16 protein-coding genes are annotated in these 20,762 nt (G+C 64.2%); 5 read left to right on the top strand and 11 right to left on the bottom strand.

Annotation, left to right across the window (positions count from 1 at the left end):
* Positions 1-18 precede the first annotated feature (18 nt).
* The 9 genes from H9634_RS10970 to H9634_RS10930 all read right to left on the bottom strand — a co-directional run bounded on the left by H9634_RS10970 (position 19) and on the right by H9634_RS10930 (position 13,635).
* Positions 19-1,194 carry a hypothetical protein gene (locus H9634_RS10970; protein ID WP_191726693.1) on the bottom strand — a complete coding sequence of 392 codons (1,176 nt, stop codon included), beginning with the start codon at positions 1,192-1,194 and terminating at the stop codon, positions 19-21.
* Positions 1,194-4,898 (bottom strand): bifunctional glycosyltransferase/CDP-glycerol:glycerophosphate glycerophosphotransferase, encoded by a 3,705-nt coding sequence (locus tag H9634_RS10965; protein WP_191726692.1) that lies wholly within the window; start codon positions 4,896-4,898, stop codon positions 1,194-1,196. The genes H9634_RS10970 and H9634_RS10965 overlap by 1 nt, the downstream gene beginning before the upstream one ends.
* A 116-nt stretch (positions 4,899-5,014) precedes the next feature.
* Positions 5,015-6,094, bottom strand: coding sequence for a glycosyltransferase family 2 protein (locus tag H9634_RS10960; protein WP_191726691.1), 1,080 nt, complete (start codon positions 6,092-6,094; stop codon positions 5,015-5,017).
* Positions 6,091-6,924, bottom strand: a complete 834-nt coding sequence (locus tag H9634_RS10955) for a CDP-alcohol phosphatidyltransferase family protein (protein WP_318245086.1) — start codon at positions 6,922-6,924, stop codon at positions 6,091-6,093. The genes H9634_RS10960 and H9634_RS10955 overlap by 4 nt, the downstream gene beginning before the upstream one ends.
* Before the next feature lie 86 nt (positions 6,925-7,010).
* The gene (gene galE / locus H9634_RS10950; RefSeq protein ID WP_191726690.1) at positions 7,011-7,991 is read right to left on the bottom strand and encodes a UDP-glucose 4-epimerase GalE; all 981 of its coding nucleotides are present in this window, start codon (positions 7,989-7,991) and stop codon (positions 7,011-7,013) included.
* Between the two features lie 31 nt (positions 7,992-8,022).
* Positions 8,023-10,794 carry a glycosyltransferase gene (locus H9634_RS10945; RefSeq protein WP_191726689.1) on the bottom strand — a complete coding sequence of 924 codons (2,772 nt, stop codon included), beginning with the start codon at positions 10,792-10,794 and terminating at the stop codon, positions 8,023-8,025.
* 5 nt (positions 10,795-10,799) lie between these two features.
* Positions 10,800-11,189, bottom strand: a complete 390-nt coding sequence (tagD, locus tag H9634_RS10940; RefSeq protein WP_191726688.1) for a glycerol-3-phosphate cytidylyltransferase — start codon at positions 11,187-11,189, stop codon at positions 10,800-10,802.
* Positions 11,190-11,334: 145 nt separating this feature from the next.
* Positions 11,335-12,597, bottom strand: coding sequence for a CDP-glycerol glycerophosphotransferase family protein (locus tag H9634_RS10935; protein WP_191726687.1), 1,263 nt, complete (start codon positions 12,595-12,597; stop codon positions 11,335-11,337).
* Positions 12,598-12,651: 54 nt separating this feature from the next.
* On the bottom strand, positions 12,652-13,635 hold the full coding sequence (locus tag H9634_RS10930; protein WP_191726686.1) for a hypothetical protein: 984 nt from the start codon (positions 13,633-13,635) through the stop codon (positions 12,652-12,654).
* Positions 13,636-13,773: 138 nt separating this feature from the next.
* On the opposite strand from H9634_RS10930, the gene H9634_RS10925 reads away from it, so the two are divergent.
* From H9634_RS10925 to H9634_RS10910, 4 genes are all read left to right on the top strand, one after another.
* Positions 13,774-14,778: an aldo/keto reductase family protein gene (locus H9634_RS10925; RefSeq protein ID WP_191726685.1), complete on the top strand. Its 1,005-nt coding sequence runs from the start codon at positions 13,774-13,776 to the stop codon at positions 14,776-14,778.
* Positions 14,779-14,880: 102 nt separating this feature from the next.
* Positions 14,881-16,311 carry a hypothetical protein gene (locus H9634_RS10920; RefSeq protein ID WP_191726684.1) on the top strand — a complete coding sequence of 477 codons (1,431 nt, stop codon included), beginning with the start codon at positions 14,881-14,883 and terminating at the stop codon, positions 16,309-16,311.
* Between the two features lie 139 nt (positions 16,312-16,450).
* Positions 16,451-16,687: a hypothetical protein gene (locus H9634_RS10915; RefSeq protein WP_191726683.1), complete on the top strand. Its 237-nt coding sequence runs from the start codon at positions 16,451-16,453 to the stop codon at positions 16,685-16,687.
* Positions 16,688-16,720: 33 nt separating this feature from the next.
* Complete coding sequence (locus H9634_RS10910) at positions 16,721-17,692, top strand: hypothetical protein (RefSeq protein WP_191726682.1); 972 nt, start codon at positions 16,721-16,723, stop codon at positions 17,690-17,692.
* A gap of 72 nt (positions 17,693-17,764) precedes the next feature.
* Here the strand turns inward: H9634_RS10910 and H9634_RS10905 are convergent, their stop codons facing one another.
* Together H9634_RS10905 and H9634_RS10900 are read right to left on the bottom strand one after the other, a co-directional pair.
* A complete protein-coding gene (locus H9634_RS10905; RefSeq protein WP_191726681.1) occupies positions 17,765-18,229 on the bottom strand; it encodes an NUDIX hydrolase in 465 nt (154 codons plus the stop codon).
* Between the two features lie 44 nt (positions 18,230-18,273).
* Positions 18,274-19,599, bottom strand: coding sequence for a short-chain fatty acid transporter (locus H9634_RS10900; RefSeq protein ID WP_191726736.1), 1,326 nt, complete (start codon positions 19,597-19,599; stop codon positions 18,274-18,276).
* A 370-nt stretch (positions 19,600-19,969) separates the two neighbouring features.
* On the opposite strand from H9634_RS10900, the gene H9634_RS10895 reads away from it, so the two are divergent.
* The coding region (locus tag H9634_RS10895; protein ID WP_191726680.1) for a hypothetical protein at positions 19,970-20,762 on the top strand (793 nt) is incomplete at its 3' end.

Raw genomic sequence — 20,762 nt, 5'->3', positions numbered from 1 at the left:
GGCAGAGGTTCGGCCTGTTCAGGGGTGCGGTTCTCGAACACCGCCGAATGCATCTCGCATTGCTACAACAAGCGGTTCGTCAATGAAATGGACGTCTGGGTCGATAGCGGTAACCTCAGCGCGCTTGCGCTTCCAATCGGTATTCATCGGGAAGAAATGCCGGTGTTGAACTCCTTCAGCGAAGACACGCTTCGGCCCGTTCTTGATGCTGTGCACACAGAGTTGCGATTCCTTGGGCAAACGGCCCGGAACGACGGTCCACTTCGGTGTCCCGACTTGGCGGTTGCGAGAGCGATAGATGAAATCATCGAAACGGCGGTCGTCTTCGATGTCCCGTGAGGAGACGGATTCGATCCAGAAGCTCCGATAGAACAGCGCCCCGTCGGTCCGCTCAGACAGATGGTCGAACACACTCCGCCTGTCATCGCACACGATGAGCTCATCGACATCAGCATTGATAACAGCGGCGGCGTCCGCCGCAAAGCGCCAGCGCATGTGCTCGAGCGCTGTGTATTGGCAGAAGTCCGAATCCCACATATCATCGCGTGCAGCCCCGGGACCATAAGGGAACGGCCAAGATAGAACTACACCTTCGTCGATGCCGTCGACAGCGGCAACAGCAGCACGGAGCTCTTCGATCGAGTATCCGCTTGAGTTATTGTCGTAGATGATGACGCCGTCGATTCCGTGTACAGCGACGTAATAGCGGATCCAGTCCTGAATCCACTCGAGGCGGTTGTCCTTCTGAAGGGTGTAGAGAATACGCTTGCCTGCGAAGCGCTCGTGTTCATTCGGCTGGATGGGAAGCGAATAACGCCGGCCCGCAAACCGGAACGTGACTTTCGGTTTCACAACCCTCAGCAGAGCCTTGCGTGCGGCCAACGAGGGTGCACTTTTACCTGGCAGTGTCAGTCTGGATCGCTGAGTCTTCCACAGATCGGACAGCGATGCCCTCAGCGGCAGTACGCCGTTGAGGCGGAACTTGCTCAACCGGACTGCGTCGAGCAGATTGAGCAGCGGCGGCCCGGACAGGACGATGTCGCGGCCGTGGGCGAAAGCATCGCAGATGAGCGTGCGATCATCAAATGCTTCCTCATAACCTGGCATGCGATGTTCGACAGGGCGCGGCATCGCACGCACGACGGGTGAATCTTTGCTCAGTACCGCTGAGCTCACCTCGGCGACTGTGATCATCAGTGTGCGTCCTCTCGTTCGGGGTTCAATGCCGACTCTTGTAGTTCTAACTGAGCGAACCAGCCGCGTTCTTCAAGTGCCTGCAGGAGTCGGTTACCGGCTCTTCCGTCGTCTCGCGGAGCGAAGCGAGAAGCGAATGCCTCGGTAGACTCGGTGACGAATTCTCTCGGATTATTGAAAGCTCGAGTAAGAGCGTCAGCAAGCTCGTGAGTAGTTCGGAAGAGTTCTCCGGGGCAGATTTCACGAAACTTCAGATAGAAGCCGCGGGTCGATGACTCGTATTCTTCAAGATCTGGCACAAAGAACAGCATCGGCTTTTGCGTCACCGCGAAGTCAAACAGCATCGAAGAATAGTCTGTGACGAGAACATCCGCGACAAGGAACAGTTCGCTGATCTCACCGTAGGTTGTCACATCTACGACGTTCGGCGGCAGCGTTCCTGGCTGGGCACCAGTCGTATTGCTGTGTCCCCGGACAAGAATTCTCGTCTCCTTGGGGAGACGGTCAAGTAACTCAGTGAAGTCGAGTTCGATGTCGAGGTCGTAACCGCCAGCAGACTTTCTACTGTCACGAAAGGTCGGCGCGTAGAGTACGACTCTTTCGGCTGACGCGATCCCCAACTGTTCGCGGATACGTGATACTCGGCCCGGGTCCTCGGAGACAAGGAGGTCATTACGGGGATAGCCGAGATTCAGTGTCTCGCCCTGATACCAGAAAGCGCGCGGCAACACCTCGGCCGCGAAATCGTTCTGTGCCAGCAGCAGATCCCACATTTTCGCTTCCCGGCGCATCGTCAATCGGTATCCGAGGGACAGATTCCCCGGCGGCATATCTTCAGCAATTCGCTTCATAGGAGTTCCGTGCCAGGTCTGCAGGTACCTCTGACCAGGCTGCTTTCGGAACTCCACCGGGAAGTTGCTGTTGTTGATGAGGAAGCGAGCGCGATGGACGGCCGCATACCACTCGGCTGACCATCGCAGCAGCGGGACGGCCCCTTCCGGTGCGGATACTGCAGTCGAAGCGATTGACCATCCCAGGGTAAGCTCTGGATGTTCACGCCGCAGAAGTTCGAAGAGTTCGCGTGGGCTGTCCGAGACGCTCTTGCCGTGATAGGACTCGAAGATGACGGTGTCAGTCAGCCCGTCCGCACGAGCCTGCATGATCGCTTCCTCGCGCATTCGATAGCGATTGAACGTGCCCAGTTCTTCCGGCGACAGCGGATTCGCAACGGTGAGCCACAGAACCTTCTGTTTCCGTGTGCGCGTGATCGTTACTCGTGCCAGCCGGGTCAGAGCTCGCCACGGAAGATCGTGCACGGAACTGTCTCGGATTCTCACTGGTACAAGCGTCACAAGGTCTGTGCCACCGGGATCGGGAATACGACAGTGCAGACCGTATCCGCCGTGCGGAACGCTGACGACACGTCCGTGCCAATCAAGAGCTGTCAGATCGAAGGCCGCTTCGAACGTGTCTCCGGTGTCGCTCCAGTTAGTTTCAGCCGCGACGATGTCTCCAGCGCGACCGCGGAAGACTAAGTCTGTCGGTGCCGCTGGGCGAGACACATTGGCCTCACCGCGCAGAACCAAGGTTCCGTTCTCGGTATCTGCGGTGACAGAGGTGCAGACGATCCGGTGCGCCGCTTCTTGCAGCCGCAGGTAGCCGAAGGCGTTACAGTCGAGCAGAAGGGGCCGCAGCTCACTGTCGCGGCTGTCGAAGTCCCGGCGCCCTTCCGCCAGGAGCAATTGAGCGGTGCGACGGTCCGCGAACCGCACTTTGACATTCCAGTGCAAGGCCGACGGATGACGATCGTCATCGTAGTGCGGAACTGGCACCTCAACGCAAAACTCCGCCTCGCCGTTTCGATTGAACCCAGTTGGACGCGCAGATGTTCTCTGTCCGGCGCCGGTGAAGACCTCGAGGCTGGTGATGCGCTTTCCGTTGAGCGCCCGCACCACTAGCCGGAGCTGCCGCTCGTTCAAAGCCACTTGCCGCAGCAGACACTGCGGCGACGCAGGTCGGAAGACGAGCCCGAAGTAGCGGCTGTGTGCGAGTACGACCTTTCGGTCTCCATCCCAGGCAGAGAACCCGAGGTTGGCCGCAGCACGGTCGGATTGGATTCCCATGAGTGGACCAGACACGGTGTACTCACCTAGACCAACGTGGGCAGTCAGCTGCCAGTCTTCGTTTCCGGAGAACGGAATCTCTGCCGTGTCCACCTCGATCGTGTACCCAGTCTCGGTAGCGTCGACAACTGAAGATCGCACTGTTTCAGCAAAATAGGGGTCCGAGATCTGCCGTGCCTTCAGCGGAATCGTACGCCCGCTCTGCGTGTCTTTGAGTGTGAAGGCGGCAGTCTGGTGAGATTCGGAGAATCCGCTCGCTACGGCGGCTTGACAGCTGATGAGCACACGGCTTGAGTCGAGCCACCGCACCCCGATGATGCTGCCTGTTACTTCGAGCATGTCGGGATCAACGGTGAAGAACTCCGCTTCAGGCGGGGTTTCAAGTGCGTCGTAGTAGACCGGAATCTCCAGCAGAGTGGTCGCGTCGTGCTGTACAAGATGGCCGCCGGCACCATCCTCTATTCGGCTGCTGAGCACCGTCATGATCGTGTCGTAGTCGTGCTCAGCGGCGGCACGCGTGAGCATTCGGTGATAGATGGGAATCTGCGTCCAGAATCCGCCTCCGCTGAGCGCAACGAATTCATCGACCGCGTCGCACAGCACCGAAAAATACTCGTCACCAACCCGTGGAACCTGCTCGATGTACTGCCACAGGTCGAGTTGGAAGATCTTGCGGTAAAACGCATCCCGCACATGCTCGGGTGTATCCGGAGGAAGCATCTGCGTCATCCTCCGGATGACAGCAAGGCGGTCGGTGAGGTCGCGCATGCGCGTCTTCTGCTGCGAAAGGGAAGTCCCATCGGACCGGATTTCCCAGATGTACACCGGTGCAGAGAGGATGTCGAATGTCTTTGCACCCAGGTACGCCGCAAGAGACGGTTCCTGATCTTCATACAGGATCCCAACCGGGAACGCCCCCACAACCGCTCTGAAGAAGTCGCGACGCCAGAGTTTGTTGCAGGCAAAGACGTCCGGCAGAATGTCCGGAGCGTCCGCAAGTGTGACTCCGACTCGGTCGGCGGCATGAACGCGGCTCACCCATTGCGGCATCCAGATGCGACCGTTCTTACGTCGCACAATTGCGCCGATTGCAAGATCTGATCCCGAGCTCTCCAACGACGCAACCATCGTTGCGATCGCATCGGGGTAAAGTGCATCGTCGGAGTCAGCGAACGTGATGTACTTCCCCCGCGCATTCCGCACTCCGGTGTTTCGGGCAGCACCAAGCCCCTGATTCTCCTGAGAAATGACTCGGATGCGGCGATCGAACAGGGCCCACTGCCGACCAATCGCTGCCGACTTGTCTGGGGACCCGTCGTCGATGAGCAGGATCTCGAGGTTGCCATAGGTCTGATCAACCAGCGAGGCAAGCGTGCCAGAGAGGTACTCCTCAACGTCGTAGACAGGCACGATGATACTCACGAGTGGAGAGGACGTATCGATCCGGCGATTCCGGATCGGCCGAAGCACAGCTGACCCGAAGTTCTCGTCGACGTGACCCCCCGTTGCGGTCAGCACTTTGGTGAACGTAGTAGTCACTGCTCTGCGTGCCTGGTCGATGAGTTTCTGCCGCTGCAGCATGTTCCTCCTTACGCCTGTTAGGCGCTCTCGGTTCCTGTCATGATTGACCGACGCCCTTCACGGCGACTGGCACTGACAGCTCTTCTGACAGCTGTCACCTGCGTTTCCGGCAGGTCTCACACCACCGGCGGCCGGCCGTATCGGGCCATTCGGAGCACCCCGCGGGCTGAGAGCTTGCCGTGCTCCTCGCCTGGCCCCCAGGGGTCGTCGCGCCAGCCGTCGCGCCAGCCTTGGAACCAGGGGCGCAGCTGCTCGGGCTTCGTCGCCCATTTGGCGGTCTGCATGAGCGTCCAGGAGCCCACATAGGCGAGGCTGAACGGCAGCGGCAGGTTGCGCCGGGCCAGCCACACCCGGTTGCGGGCGTTCATGTAGAAGTACTCTTCGTGGCGGCGCTGGTCGATGACCGGGTGTGCGACGGACACGTCCCCCATGTACCAGACCTGGTAACCGGCATCCCAGATCCGCCAGGCGAGCTCGATGCCCTCGTGCGCGTACCAGAACGGTGCCGGCCAGCCGCCGCAGGCGTCGAAGGCCTTGCGCTGCAGGCACACTGCGCCCTCCCACACGGAGAAGACATTCGATGAGTGCTCGGCGTCGCCCTTCTTCAGCCGGGGGATCCAGCGCTTGGGTGCCGGCGTGCCGGAAGGATCCTTGACGCGCGGTTGGATGAGCCCGATGCTCGGCTTCGTGCGCATGAGCTGGGCCATCCGCATGAGCGTCGAGTCGTCGGGCAGCCAGGCATCGTCGTCGAGGAAGAAGAGGAACTCGCCGCTGACGTGCGGGACCCCCTCGTTGCGCCCGGCGGGAATGCCGATGTTCGTCGGCAGCGCCAGCGTCTTGACCTGCTCAGGCAGGCCGGTGGGCTCCCAGCCGTTGCCCACGCAGATGACGTCGAGGTCGACGCCGCGCTGGCTCAGCAGCGAGTCGATGCCGCGGCGCAGGTCGTCCACCCGCTTGCCCTGGGTGAGCACGACGACGCCGAAGGAGTACTTCTGGGATCCTCGGGATGCCGGCTGCACCGGTGTCGACGCTGCCGAGGTGCCGGGCAGGTTGCCGTGTTTGGCACGCACCGCACGCTCGAGTTTGCGTCGTTCGCGAGCAGTCTCGCGCAGCGCCGTGTACTGCGGTTCGTCGAAGGCGTCAGCTGGGATCGGCTGCGTCGCATCGCGGTGAGTGTGGATGTTCTCCGGAGTCATGCTGACAACCTCCTTGAGGCCATGATCGACAGGAAATGGCCGATCACAGATAGGGCGCACAGCGGCACCAGGATGGTGATGAGCCAGCGCTCGCCGATGAGCTCTGGGCCACCGAGCGCCGCAGCGATGAGCGTGACGATCGCTGCGGCGACGGCGAGGATCGACATCTCAACGGAGTGGTACAGGCGGTGGAAGGGCACAAACCGGGCGATCCGCTTGAGTGTGGCGAGCAGACCGGAGGGGATCGCGGTGGCTTGTGCCGTGTCGGGAAGCTTGTCGAGGCCGTTGAAGGCGCGCGCCACATGCACCATGTCGTTGAGCGCCTTGTTCAGCACCACGAGGAAGCCGAGGATCACCCCGGCGAGCAGGTACGGGTACATGCCTGCCGGGTCGTCGCTGAGGTTGGAGTACTCACCGACAGCCCGGACGCCGAGGGCGATCGCAACGAGCCCTTCGGTCGTATAGTGGCCGACCTTGTCGAGGAAGACGCCCTTCGCTCCTTTGGTGCCGCGCCACCGGGCGACCTCACCGTCGCAGCAGTCGAGGTACATCTGCAGCTGGGAGAAGAACAGGGCCAGCAGCGCTCCGAGCAGTCCCGGGATGAGCAGGGATGCGGCGATGAGCCAGCCGGAGAGGATCATGAGTCCGGTGACGCCATTGGCGGTGATCGGTGTGCGGACGAGCAGCACCGTGGTGTAGATGGAGATGTGCCGCAGGTACAGCTGCGCGGTCCAGTGCTCAGCGTTCTTACGGCTGCGCACTTCCGGCGGCTGTGCCACTGCGCGCAGCTCTTCGAGCGTCGGCCGCTGCGGCCGGGCAGGACTGAGCACATTCCCTCCAAGCTGATTGCGGCTGTCCAGATCGGTCTGACCGTTCAGTTTACCGTCAATTCACTTCAAGGACATGCAGGTGCCGTTCAGCCCTGTGCCCGGCTGCCCTTCGCCTCGACAGCGGAGGTGATGATGTCGGTGAGGTCGTACTGCGCCTTCCACGCGAATTCGCGTCCGATCCGTTCGACGTCGGCGATGAGCTGTGGCGGATCCCCGGCGCGGCGCGACCCCATCTCCGGGGTGATCGGGCGCTGGAGCACCCGGGCGATCGTGTCGATGACCTCGGAGACGGACGCCCCGGAACCGGTGCCGACGTTGAACACGGACTCGGCTGCCGGACCGTCGGCTGCAGCGAGATAGTCGAGAGCGTAGATGTGCGCTTCGGCCAGATCAGCGACATGCACGTAGTCACGGATGCAGGTGCCGTCGGGAGTGTCGTAGTCGTCACCGAAGATGACCGGCGCCTGGCCCTTGTCGAGCCGGTCGAGCACGATCGGCACAAGGTTCATGACCGCAGTGTCGGCCAGATCGTCCCAGGCAGTGCCGGCGACATTGAAGTAGCGCAGCTTTGCGGCCTTCAGGCCGGTGGCGGTCATCGCGTTGTCGATCATCCATTCGCCGATGAGCTTCGTCTGACCATACGGGTTGATGGGCTTGCAGTCGATGTCCTCACGAACGGTCGGCACATCGGGCATGCCGTAGGTTGCGGCTGAGGAGGAGAACACCATCGTGCCCACGCGGTTCGCCTCCATCGCCGCGAGCAGGTTCGCCAGTCCCCCGACGTTCTGCCGGTAGTACCAGACGGGCTTCTCCACGGACTCGCCCACCTGCTTCTTGGCGGCGAAGTGGATGACGGAGTCGACATCGTAGTCTGCCATGATCCGGCCGAGACGCTCTTCGGCGTCCGGTGCGGCGATGTCGATCCGCTCCAGCGGTGAGTCACCGACGCGGGAGGCGAAGCCGGTAGAGAGGTCGTCGACGACAACGACCTCGTCGCCTCGCTGCTGGAGCATCCGGACGACGTGGGATCCGATGTATCCGGCACCGCCGGTGACGAGTACGGTCATGTCTCTCCTCTGTCTGCAGGGTTCACCCTGATTATCGGTCACCTGTCACGGCTGCCGCGAATTCGTCAAGGGCTGCTGCGTTGTAGGCGACGGGGTCGAAGTCGGGCTGCGGCAGCGCCGCGTGGTCGCGGGCGAAGGCCGTCATCGCGGCAGCGAGATCGTCTGCATCGCAGTCGACGATCGCGCCCCAGCGGTCCGTGTGCTCATCGGGGAAGGCAGAGTCGACCGACCCGAAGGCTGTGGTGATGACCGGCTTGCCGAGTGTCAGCGCTTCGAGGATGACCATCGGCTGCCCCTCGTAGTCCGACGAGAGCACGAAGCAGTCAGCGGCATCGAGGACCGGGTGGGGGTTGCTGTGGTGACCGGCGAAGACGATGCGGCTGGGATCGACGGTGGTGGCCGCCTGCTCGCGCAGCTGTGCTTCGAGCGGGCCGGAGCCGAGCAGGATGAGACGGGCGTCGCAGCCGGATGCGAGAGTCTGATTGAAAGCCTCGATGAGCCGGCGGTGGTTCTTCTCCGGTGACATCCGGCCCATCGTGACGAACGTCGTGACCGCGCCACCGCCTCGGGCGCGGCCGCTGAGGCCGAGGCGTTCGCGAATGTCGATGCGCTCGAGCTCCGCAGCCACAGCAGGGCCGCCGTAGCGTTCGCGCAGCTGGGTGAGTTCCACTGAGAGACCGCAACCGTCAGGGGCCGCAGGCGCAGCGCTGGGTTCGATGACATCGCCGCGGGCGGCGGTGAGGATCGCGGCGGCATCGATGGTGTTGCGCACCGAGAGGAACGCCGGCGGCGCAGTGCCGTCGGCAGGAGCTGCAAAGCGGGCAAGGTTGGCTTCGTTGATCTGCTGCAGGGCCGGTGAGACGGAGACGAGGGCGTCGAAGTCGGGGTACAGCGCGAACACCGAGGACAGCGTGCGCTGGTAGGGCCGGACTCCGTCGATCTCACGGCGGGCATCGGCAGCGAGGTCGTTGTGCTGCCAGACCAGCCTGCGGGGGGCCCCGGAGACCGCGATGAGTCGCGTCCACTTGCCGCTGTAGCCGGAAAAGTCGATGGCGACGTCGAAGACGGCGTCTCCGACGAAACGGCGCCATTCGTGTGCCCAGAGTGCGTCATCTTCACCACGGGCATCGCTGCCGGCCGGGGGCATCTCGCCTTCGAGCATCTGCGTATAGCTGCCGGCCAGCGGCGCATCGATGAGGCCCTTCGGCAGCGTGATGATCCGGACGTCATGCGGGATGCACGCGCGCACGGCAGTGCGTTCGGGGGCGTACATCTCCGTGACGACGACGGTGAGGTCGAAGCGGCTGCGGTCGAGGGTGGCGAGCAGGTTGAGTGCGGAGCTGGAGATGCCGTTGGGTTTGAGCCCGCCGGGATACATGACGATGCGGGTCTTCGCCGGATCAGCCGGCGCCTGCTCGGTGGAACTCGGCATGACGCCGCTGGCCTGTGGTGGCTCGCCTGCGCTGCGGGCGGCTTCCGTGCTCAGGCGGCGGGTTGCTGCTGCCGCCTCCGGCCGGTGCAGGAAGACGACATCGGCCAGGCGTGCGGCGGCACGACCGTCATCGTGGGGGACGAAGCGGCGGCGGCATGCAGCGTAGCGTTCAGCCAATAACGGGTCGGGGGCACCGCTCACGCAGTCGGTCACTGCTGCCGTCAGGTCCGGCAGCGTCTGTGCGATGGGGCCGGGCAGCTCTTCGGGTGCGAGGTAGCTGCCGCGCTCGGCGAGATATTCCTGGTAGTCGCCGGCGAAGTAGACGATCGGGATCTCCGAGGCCAGCGCATCCATCCAGATGCTGGAGAAGTCGGTGATGAGCAGATCGGTCTGTGCCAGCAGCGTGTTGGTCGGGGTGCTGTTGGCGACGAGCCGGCCGGCCAGCCGGGGGTCGCGCTGTGCCTGTGCGTAGACTGCCTGGTGGACTTTGAGCTTGATGCTCCAGCCGGCGAGCGCTGGAACGGCGTCGAGGGCATCAAGCACTGCTGCCAGCTGCTGTGTCTCGACGCGCGGTGACTGGAAGGACTCCCCGCGCCAGGTCGGGGCGTAGAGCACCGTCTTCTGGCGGTGCGGCTGCGCTGTCGCCGCGCTGCTTGCCTGCAGCTGCGCATCGATGCGGGGGAAACCGTCCTCAACGATCGTGCCGCTGAAGATCGGAGCGAGCCGGTAGGCACCGCAGTACATCGTCTCCGTCATGTACGGCCCGGATGAGAGAAGCACGTCAGCTGCAAGCAGGTTGCGCAGCACGTTGACTGATGCGAGCGGGCCGTCCGGCTCGTCGTAGCCCATCGTCTTCATCGGTGTGCCGTGCCAGGTGTTGAGGTAGACCTGTTCGGGGCGTTTGATGAACTCCCGGGGGAAGGTGGCGTTGTTGACGAGGTAGCCGGCGCGTTCGAGCAGCGCGAAGTACTCCGGGCTGCGGTAGTCGACGATGCGCACACGCGGATGATCAGCAAACTCAGCCACCACCTCGGCGTCGGCACGCGCCTGCGGCCGCAGCGCCCACACGTGTGTGAGATGGGAGAGGTCTGCTGCGGCGATCACGTGGCGAAAGAGCGCTTCGGGATTGCACAGGGCGCCGTTGCCGCCGAACGACTCCCACAGCACGAGCTGCGGATCGACCGGTTGGGCGAGGGCTGTGCGAAATGCTCGGGCCCGGCGTTCGCGGCCGACCCAGCGGCGCATCTCTGAGATCGTGGCCTTGGCGCTGCCGGCCTGTTCGCGCAGGCGGGGCCGGGCGGCGCGCAGGCTGGCCGCTGCAGTGGTCGGCAGCCGGCGCATGACTGCCCGCTTAATCTTCCCGAGTGCCATGTCTCCTACTTCGTCGACAGGTCGGTCTTGATCTGCGTGGTCGAGATCTCCGGAGTGCGCGGCAGGTAGACGACTTCGCAGTGCTCGCTCAGTTCGTCGAACTTGCCCTCCCAGTCATCGCCCATGACGAACACGTCAATGTGGTACCTGTCGACATCGTCGGCTTTCTGCTCCCAGTTCTCCTCCGGGATGACGAGATCGACATAGCGGATCGCTTCAAGCATCCGCTTGCGATCGTCATAGCTGAAGTAGGACTTCTTCCCCTTGCCTGCGTTGAACTCATCGGTCGACAGCGCGACGACGAGATAGTCGCCCTGCTCCTTGCAGCGCTGCAGCAGCCGGATGTGGCCGTAGTGGAGCAGGTCGAAGGTGCCGTAGGTGATGACACGACGCATGAATTCACCGATCGTCGGGGACTGTTGCAAAGACTGTGAGCGCCTTCGGGAAACCGAGAGTCTGCCTCATGTTAGCGGTTTCGTAACACTGCGGCAAAGTTCCGCGCCCAGTCTGCGACGCCTGGTGGGGCGAAAGGATTCGCGGTCAGCTCGCGCGGCTGGCGATGACCTGCAGGACAGCGTCTTCGAAGCGCCGCTGCTGGGCTCCGGGGCTGGTGTCGCCCAGGTAATGCAGTTGAGCGTCGGCCAGGCGCGGATCCGCTGAGGCGTGAGCTGCGGTGATGACGGCGGCGCTGATCGCGGCCGGATCGCGCGGGCAGGTGTGCGGCACCCGGTCGAACAGCCCTCCTGGCATCACCTCGGCCCCGACGGTGCCAGGTTTGATGAGCACGAGAGGTTTGCCGGTGGAGAGCCAGTCGAAGGCCAGCGCCGACATCTCTGTCAGACACACGTCAGCTGCGTCGAGCTGCCAGCCGATGCGCGGGTCATCGTCGAAATAGCCGCGCGGGTGATCTTCGGTGATGCGGCGCAGCTCTGCCAGCGCCTGCGCTGCAGCGAGGTCGAGGTAGCCGGTGCGCGGATGCGGCCGGACGATGACGCGGCAGCCCTCGTCGAGGAGCCTCTGCACGGTTGCCGGACCGTTGAGGTGGATGGTGCCGTAAGCCATGGACGGGGAATCGCCCTCCCAAGTAGGCGCGTAGTAGACGGTGAGACGGTCATCGGTCTGCATCTCCTGCCATGCCTGCGGCATCTGCCGGGGTGCGTCGAGCTGCGGGCGGCCGACGTCGCGCATGCGCTGCTCTCCGCCGTGCGCGGCGTAGTCCGGCAGCGCTGCCAGGATGCGCTCACGCGCTGCCGCACCTGCAGTGAAGACGTAGTCATAGGCTTTGAGCTGATTCGAGATCATCGAGATCTTCTCGCTCTCACCGTGGCTGAGGTGGACATGGGCCGGCTGCGGATAGCGCAGCGCCTGGAAGTTCAGCGGCGACTGGTTGACGTAGAAGACGATGCGCAGGCTCGGCTGGGTCATGAAAGCGTCCAAGTCGCGTGCCAAACGCCCGAACCGCACCGGCAGCGTCGTCAGGCGACTGATCTGCTCGGCGTGTCCAGCATGCCGGCAGAAGACAGCGACCGGCGCTTCACCGAAGTTTTCGGCAGTCAAGCGCGCAGCAAGCTGCTCACACGACCACAGCCATTCGCTCAACTGGTAAACGCTGGCGCCGTCTCCGGCGAAGTACAGCGCTGCGGTGAAGGAGTCATGGGCGGCGGGCGTGAATCGCTGAGCGACGTTGCGCTCGGTCAGCCGGTCTTTGACCACGTGGAGACCCTTGCGCGCCAGGGAGCGGCCCCGGCTCAAGGTCTGCACTCCTGTGCGGCGCAGCTGCGCGGCTCGCGTCGGGAAATCCATGCATTCAACCCTAGCTTCTCTGCCTGCGCGCCAGCCGGATGTCGGCGGGCCAGTTCAGCTCAGTGCTATGCGGTCGTCGGCTGCCCGCCACGCAATGTCAAGCCACACTGAACCCAACGTCGCATCTGCGGTGGACCCGGCGTTGAACTGCGAGCGCAGTTGCTCGGCCTCCTCGGGGGTGGCCATGGTGGCTTTGAGGAAGGAGCGGAGGATGTCTTCATTCAGATCGGCGGCGGGCACGCGCAGCTGGCGGTCGATGTCGGCGTTCGGGTGCTGGTCGAGGATGGCACCCATATCGGGGAACCGGGCTTCGAGGCGGTTGGCCAGGTCGCCGGTGCACTGTGGGTTGTTCGCACACGCCCGGGCGACCGCCCCGACCGGGTCGTCGATGAGGGTCAGCAGCACGTCAGGCGGGAGGTCTGGGCTGGCGGCCAGCTGGGTACGCAGTTCGTCAGGACCCCACCCGCAGATGACGCGTGCGGCCTCCTTCGCCAGCCCGGGTTTGGCCGGATCGTCGGCACCGTGGCTCGACTTCTCCGGGAAACGTCGGATGACATCGCCGTAGTGCCATTCGTGGAACTGGCTGCGCGGCACATTGAGGAACCCCTCTTCGCGCAGGATCCTCTCCCACACCTCGCCGACGGTGTCGGTGGGCGTCGGCTCGCCGGCCTTCTCTTTGTCCAGGACGATCGACTCGCGGATCCCGCAGGCGCGCTTCTGCCGACGGGTGGCGATCAGGGAGCGCAGCGCGTAGGCGGGCTTGTCGATCCAGTCAGCGAACGGCGAATCGAAGTGGCGGATGATCGACATCGAGTTCCAGCGCCCGGTGCGCTCAGGATCGACGGCGTTGATGACGCAGTCCTGCACGGAATCAAGGGTCAGCAGGATCTGGCGGAACTCCGGGTGGTCGTGGGACTCCCGGGCGAGCACGTAGGCGATGTCCTGCGGGATCCGCCGCATGCCGGTCAGATGTGCGATGGCCTCATCCCACTGCGCGTTCGACACGGCACCCCGCACCTCAGACCACTCGGCACTCATAAACACCATTCAACCATGACCGGTTCAGGGAACACAGTGGCTACGACAACCCGCAAGAGCCTGAGCCGACGGTAGTGTGAGGAGGTGAGGCTGCGCCAGGCAGGCGCCGGCCGTTGATCTGCAAGAGAGGACTACCTGATGGAATTCCGTTACCTCGGCAACTCCGGACTCAAGATCTCCGAGATCACCTACGGCAACTGGCTCACCCACGGCTCCCAGGTGGAGAACGAGATCGCCACCAAGTGCGTGCACGCCGCACTCGACGCCGGTATCACTAGCTTCGACACCGCAGACGTCTACGCCAACACCAAGGCCGAATCGGTCCTCGGCGAGGCCCTCAAGGGCCAGCGCCGCGAATCGCTGGAGATCTTCACCAAGGTCTACTGGCCCACTGGCCCGCGCGGGCACAACGACTGCGGCCTGTCGCGCAAGCACATCATGGAATCGATCAACGGTTCGCTCTCCCGCCTGCAGACCGACTACGTCGACCTGTACCAGGCGCACCGCTACGACTACGAGACCCCGCTGGAAGAGACGATGCAGGCCTTTGCCGACGTCGTCCGCGCCGGCAAGGCCCTCTACATCGGCGTGAGCGAATGGACCGCCGAGCAGATCCGCACCGCCCACGGGATGGCCAAGGATCTCGGGATCCAGCTCATCTCCTCACAGCCGCAGTACAACATGCTCTGGCGGGTCATCGAACCCGAGGTGGTGCCGACCTGCCAGGAGCTGGGCATCTCCCAGATCGTGTGGTCGCCGATCGCCCAGGGTGTGCTGACCGGCAAGTACAAGCCCGGCCAGCCGCTGCCCGAGGGTTCGCGTGCCACCGATGAGTCCGGTGGCGCGAAGGCCGTGGCCGGACTGCTCGAGGACGAGACCCTTGAAGCCGTTGCCAAGCTCGAGCCGATCGCCCAGGAGCTGAACCTGACGATGGCGCAGCTGGCGATCGCCTGGGTGCTCGCCAACGACAACGTCGCTGCCGCACTCGTCGGCGCCTCACGCCCGGAGCAGATCACCTCGAACGCTGAGGCCGCCGGGGCCAAGCTCGAGGCAGATGTGCTCGCGAAGATCGACGATGCCCTCGCAGGTGTCGTCAAGAACGACCCGACGCTCACCGTCTCCCCGGAGACCCGCCCCTGCTGAGGCGGCTGACTCTCCCCCACCGCAGGTGGGCCCGGACGTGGGCTTCCCGTCCGGGCCCACCTGTGTCCGGGAAAGCAGGGTAGGCGTGGTTAAATCGACCCTGTGACGTCCTCCCACCTCTTCTCCCCGCATGTCCGGGACCGGGCCCAGCAGATTCTCGGCAGCCGGCGCACGGCACTCATCGCCTATGCAGTCATCGCTGCCCTGCTCGGTTATGTCGTCAACCGGGCGATGTCGCCCGGTGCGTTGACGCACGATTCCTTCCATCAGCTCGCCCAGGCTGAGGGGCGCATCGGCTACGACGACTGGCATCCGGTCATCATGAGCGCAGGCTGGCGGCTGCTCATCCAGGCCACCGGAGACTATGGCACCCTTGTCACCGCGCAGATCGGCTTTGCGACCGTCTGCGCGTGGCTGACCTGCTGGTATCTCTACGACCGGTCGACGAGCTTCCGGATCGGGCTGCTGGGGCTGACTGTCCTCGCCGCGCCGCACACCGCCAACCTCATCGGCGTGATCTGGAAGGACACGCAGATGGGGCTGACGTACTATGCCGGTGCAGTGCTGCTGCTCATCGCCAGTCGGCACAGCCGCTCCGCCTGGGTGTGGGGGCTGGCCGCGATCCCGTTCTTCGTCTATGGCACACTCGTGCGCAAGAACGCCGTCGTCGCCCTTGTCCCGCTGCTCATCTGGCTGTCGATCATCCTGTTCCAGGATGCCCGCGTGCGCGGCTGGATCCGCCGTCGCATCCTGCGCGCTGCCTCCTGCACGCTCGCGGTCTTCGGGCTGTTCGCCGGTCTGCTGCTCGGCGGAGGCGCGGCGGTCGATGCCGCGACGAAACCTGCCCACAACTCCCAGTTCACTCAGGTCATGCTCGATGACCTCGTCTTCGCAGTTCCGCAGTCGGCGATCGATAGCAGTTCGGCCCCGCAGCATCTGAAGGACAAGATCCGCGATGCCCGCCAGATCTGCACGGACAAGGGCGCCGTGTGGGACGTGTACTGGGCGTGCTGGGGTGCCGGGGCCAACGGCCATTTCACCGAGATCGCTGACAAGGAAGAGGTCATCGTCTTGTGGAAGGAGACGCTGCCGCACTATCTGCCGCGCTACGTCGACTACCGAGCCGAGACCTTCGCCCGCTTCCTGTTCACCAGCAAACTCCAGTTCCCTGGGATCTCCGATGAGGGTCGAGAACACGGGGTCGAATGGGACTCCCCGCGCCTGCATCAGGCGATGCACTACTACGTCGTGGACTTCGGCGTCACCCAGCTGCCGTGGCTGTACCATGCGTGGTTCTGGTTGGCCGGATCGACTCTGCTCGGGCTGGCGCTCATCAGGCGCTGGCGCCGGCACATCGCCGAACTCAGCCTCGTGGCCTCGGCCTGGATCTATCTCATGAGCTACATTCCCGTCGTCCCCGCACAGGATTATCGGTACAGCTACTGGCCTGCGCTGGCTGTCACTCTCACCGTCCTCGTGCTGCTGGCTCGCAACTGGCGGGGAATCCTGCTGCGCTTCGGCCGGCGCAGCTGACCGGTCCGCCTCGGCTGCTGTGCTGATGCGCTTGCGGTGATGTAACCGACCTGCGACATCTGGAGCACGCATGATGCACCGGCCCGGGGTTGACTCGGTGGTGAGTCCTTCACCGCCGAGCTGATTCCAGGAGTCTGCTGTGTACTCACGCCCACCTCATCGGGACATCCCCCGAGACCTCTACGGCCTGCCGGCCACTCCCCCGGACACCCGCACCCCGAGCCCAGCTCCTGACCGGTCGAACATGAGCTTTTCGCCTGCGGCCGGGCTGCGCCGCTCGCGAGGTGCAGGCCCGGTGGTCATCGTCATAAGTGTCGTCATCGCAGTCGCCCTGCTTTCGAGCCTTGCGGCAGCTGTGCTGTCCGGTGGCGTCTGACCTGGTCACGACTGTGACAGATATAATGCCGTCATGACGGCTCTGCGCATCACCTCGGAATTCATCGCCCGCTATGCCCCGCACTATGAGATCACCGAGCTCGAAGATCGCCTGCTGACCAAGGACGCGAAGAAGGCACGCAAGAAGGAACGGCTGAAGTACAAGTCGCTGCTGCGCTTTGCGGAGTGGAAGGCCGTCGCCGTGCTGCCGATGCTCAACAGCTACTCCGACAAGACCACGCAGAAGGACATCGAGTACCTGACCTTCCTGGCGCTGGAGGAGGACACACCAGATCGCTGGCGGATTCCGATCCTGTCGATCATCGACGGAGTCGGCAAGCCCTTCGCCAGTGCGATCCTCTCCGCGGTCTACCCCAAAGACTTCGCACTCATGGACGCCCGCTCGGTCGGTGTGCTCTTCGATGCCGGACTGCTGGAGACGAAGAACACCGCCCGCGTGCCATATGAGGACTACCTGGGTGTCGTGCGGATGCTCGCCAGCGAAGCGAACGTCAGCCTGCACGAGGTCTACCGCGCCCTCTACGCCTATGCCGAACTCGGCGAGCTCGCCGCCGAGGACACTGCGGCGACCGCAGACGGCACCGACTCAGCCACGACGAAGCCTGCCGAGACTCAGCCTGCCAAGACTGAGCCCGGCCAGACCACGTCTGCTGAGGCGAAGACCGACACGACGACAGCAGCGAAGTCGAGCACATCGTCCCGGTCGGGTGCACAGAAGACGACGGCTGCGAAGACGAGCGGACAGAAGTCCTCCTCAGCTGACTCCTCGCCCGGCACGAAGTCCGCTACCTCCACGGCGAAGAAGACGACAGCGCAGAAGAGCACCACCACGAAGGCTGCGCCGAAGAAGGCCGCTGCCAAGACGGCCACCGGCAAGAACTCAACGGCGAAGAAGTCAACCGCCAAGAAGACGGCAGCCAAGAAGACGACAGCGAAGAAATCGACTGCCAAGAAGTCGGCTGCTAAGAAGTCGAACAAGAAGTGAGCCGCAGGCAGTGCCGCGCAGCCGGGTCGGTTTCGGTCGGCTGCGCGGCACTGTCATGTCAGCGCGGTCACGTCAGCGCTGCTGTGCCGGTGTGCTCGTGTCCTCGGTCAGCCAGTCGGGCAGGTTGGGGATGACGCACTCGCGGGTCAGCGAGGCGAACCGGCGCTCGGCGGTATCGGCTGGCAGGTCATCGAAGGAGAACCAGCCGGCCTCGGCGATCTCCTCGTACACCGCAGGTGCGGTGACATTCAGGCCACCGGGCAGCCCGCGGTAGGCGAAGACCGTGCCGGTGACCGAGTGCCCGGCCTCATTGGCGGCCGCAGCCGTCCACGTGCCGAGCTCGACGAGCCGGTCATCGGCAAGCTCAAGGTGCAGCTCCTCGGCGACTTCGCGGATGATCGCGTGCCTGGCGGACTCACCGGGTTCGGGCTTGCCGCCAGGCAGCATGAACGCCTGGGTGCCTGACTTGCGGACCATGAGCAGCGCTCGGCGCTCAGGGTGGCGGACGACGAGGGCGGCGACACGGATCTCAGGCATGAGGGCACTCTAACAACGCGAGCCGGCCACCGCCTCGGGCGCGGTCACATGCTGACGATGAGCAGGGTCGCAGCGAGCACGACGCCGGCACCGAGCAGGGTCAGGGTGGTGTAGCCGATGATGTCGCGCATCTTCAGCCCGGCGATCGCGAGCACCGGCAGCGCCCAGAACGGCTGGATCATGTTCGTCCACTGGTCTCCGTAGGACACCGCCATGATCGCCACGGTCGGGTCGACGCCGAGCTGGTCGGCCGCATCGAGCATGATCGGGCCCTGGACGGCGAATTGGCCGCCGCCGGACGGGACGAAGAAGTTGACCAGGCCGGCGGCGAGGAAGGCGAGCAGGCCGAAGGTCGTCGGGTTGGCGATCGAGACGAGCGCGGTGGAGAAGACGACGATGAGGCCGGTGGCCTTCATCATCCCGAGGATGCCGGCATAGAGCGGGAACTGCAGCAGGATCTCGCCGACGTTGGCGGCGGCCTCCTTCGTCAGGTGGATGAGTTCGAAGGGGCTGCGCACGAGCAGGAAGATGAGCGCCAGGAACGACCAGTTGACGATGTCGAGGGTCAGCGAGCCGCCCTGTGCGAAGTGGACGGCGAGGTAGGCCACGAGGGCGAGTCCGGTGATGAGGGTGAGGATGCGGGAGGCATCGATCCGGTCAGCCGGTGTCACGACGTCCTCGCGGGCGGGGTCGTAGGCCTCGGATTCGACATGGGCGGGCAGTTCGACGACGGGGTCGTTCTTCCGTGGGGCGGCGAGGGCGAACAGGGCGGCGCAGACGACGATGACGGCGGCGGCTGCGGCGATGTTCCAGCCGGCGAAGATCGTCTGGGAGACCGGGATGAGCTGCCCGCCGAGGGATTCGGCGAGGAAGGAGTCCGGGGTGGCTGCGGTCAGCGGGCCGGAGGCGGAGTAGCCCATGTGCCACACAACCATGCCGGAGTAGCCGGCGGCCACCAGCAGCGGGAAGTGGACCTTCATCTGCCTGCCGCGGGCCTGGATGGCGATCTCACGGGCGAGCAGTGCGCCGACGACCAGGCCGAGTCCCCAGGTGATGAGGGAGGCGAAGCTGGCGACGATGAAGACGAAGACGTAGGCCATCAGCGGGCTCTGCGGCACGGCGGCCAGCGCGGAGAGACCCCTGCGGACCGGGCCGGTGTTGGCCAGGATGTGGCCGAGCAGCAGGATGAGCGCCATCTGGGTCATGAACTCCAGCAGCCCGGCCAGACCCTCTCCCCAACCGGTGAGCACATCGACGGGGCCGGCGTCGGTGAGGATGAACGCGAGGATCGCGACGATGAGGGTGAGCAGGATCGCGAAGACCAGCGATGACGGCACCCAGCGCTCGAGGAAGTGGTTCAGCGGCCGCATGAGCCCGCGTGAAGCCTGCGCGTTCGACTGCGCTTCCTGGGTTTCCGGGGTGGTCGGGGGCGGAGTGTGACTAGCCATGGGGTGTGGGCCTTTCTCGTCGTTGAGTTTCGGTTGCGCTGCACGCTGATCGCGGTCAGGTGTGTTCGCACCATGCTACGGGCGATGACGCACTGCCTCTGAGGCGGGGTTCGGCGTGCTGGCGTCGGAGCGGAGACCTGCGCTGGCACGCCAGATCGGCCGAGTATCGGACGAAATGCCGCAGATACCGGCCAATTCACCGAATATTCAGGAAACCTGGTTGTCACCCGATGTTCCCCAGGTTACTCTCAGAGAGAATTGATATTTCTCTGACCTTCGAAGGGACAGCCCCATGAAGCGCACATCTCTCCGCCGCCTGGCTGCCGGCGCATCGGCCGCCGCACTCGTCAGCGCGGGTGCATTCTTCGGTTCCTCGGCCGCATTCGCGCAGCCGACGCCGGAAGAGACCGAGACCGTCACCGAGTCGGCAGCTCAGTCGGCTGACACCGGTAAGACGTCTGAGGACTCAGAGCAGGCCGACGAGACGAAGCCGAAAGACTCGACCACGAAGCAGGCTGACGAGACGAAGGATGAGGAGTCTGCCGCCTCGAATACCGAGGAGTCAGCAGGCACCGGAGCCCCACAGCCGACGGATTCCGGACCCACGTCGACGCAAGAAGATTCTGACCCGGCTGAGGACGGCGACGGCGACGATGCCCCGGCCTTCGACCCGCAGGTGAGCTCGGCTCCGGATGAGATCACCGCTGCAGACCTCACCAACCCGGACAAGGGCATCACCATCACGGCCTCGAATCTCCAGGCCGGTGACGAAGTCACCAATAGCCTCACCAACGAGTCGACGACGGCTGAGGGTGAAGAGCTGACGACCGGGGTCTACTACGAAGGCGATCCGAGCGACTTCGAGGTCGGCGAAAAGGTCGACTTCACCGTCACCGTCAGCCGCGAGGGTGAAGAGTCGAAGACCTTCGACTTCACCGTCACGATCATCGCTGAGGACGGCGACGACGAAGCCCCGGCCTTCGACCCGCAGGTGAGCTCGGCACCGGGTGAGATCACCGCTGCAGACCTCACCAACCCGGACAAGGGCATCACCATCACGGCCTCGAATCTCCAGGCCGGTGACG

The sequence above is a fragment of the Brevibacterium gallinarum genome (assembly GCF_014836885.1).
Taxonomy (GTDB): domain Bacteria; phylum Actinomycetota; class Actinomycetes; order Actinomycetales; family Brevibacteriaceae; genus Brevibacterium; species Brevibacterium gallinarum.
The sequence above is the reverse complement of the archived record's forward strand: the minus strand, read 5'-3'. Positions and strand labels throughout refer to the sequence as shown.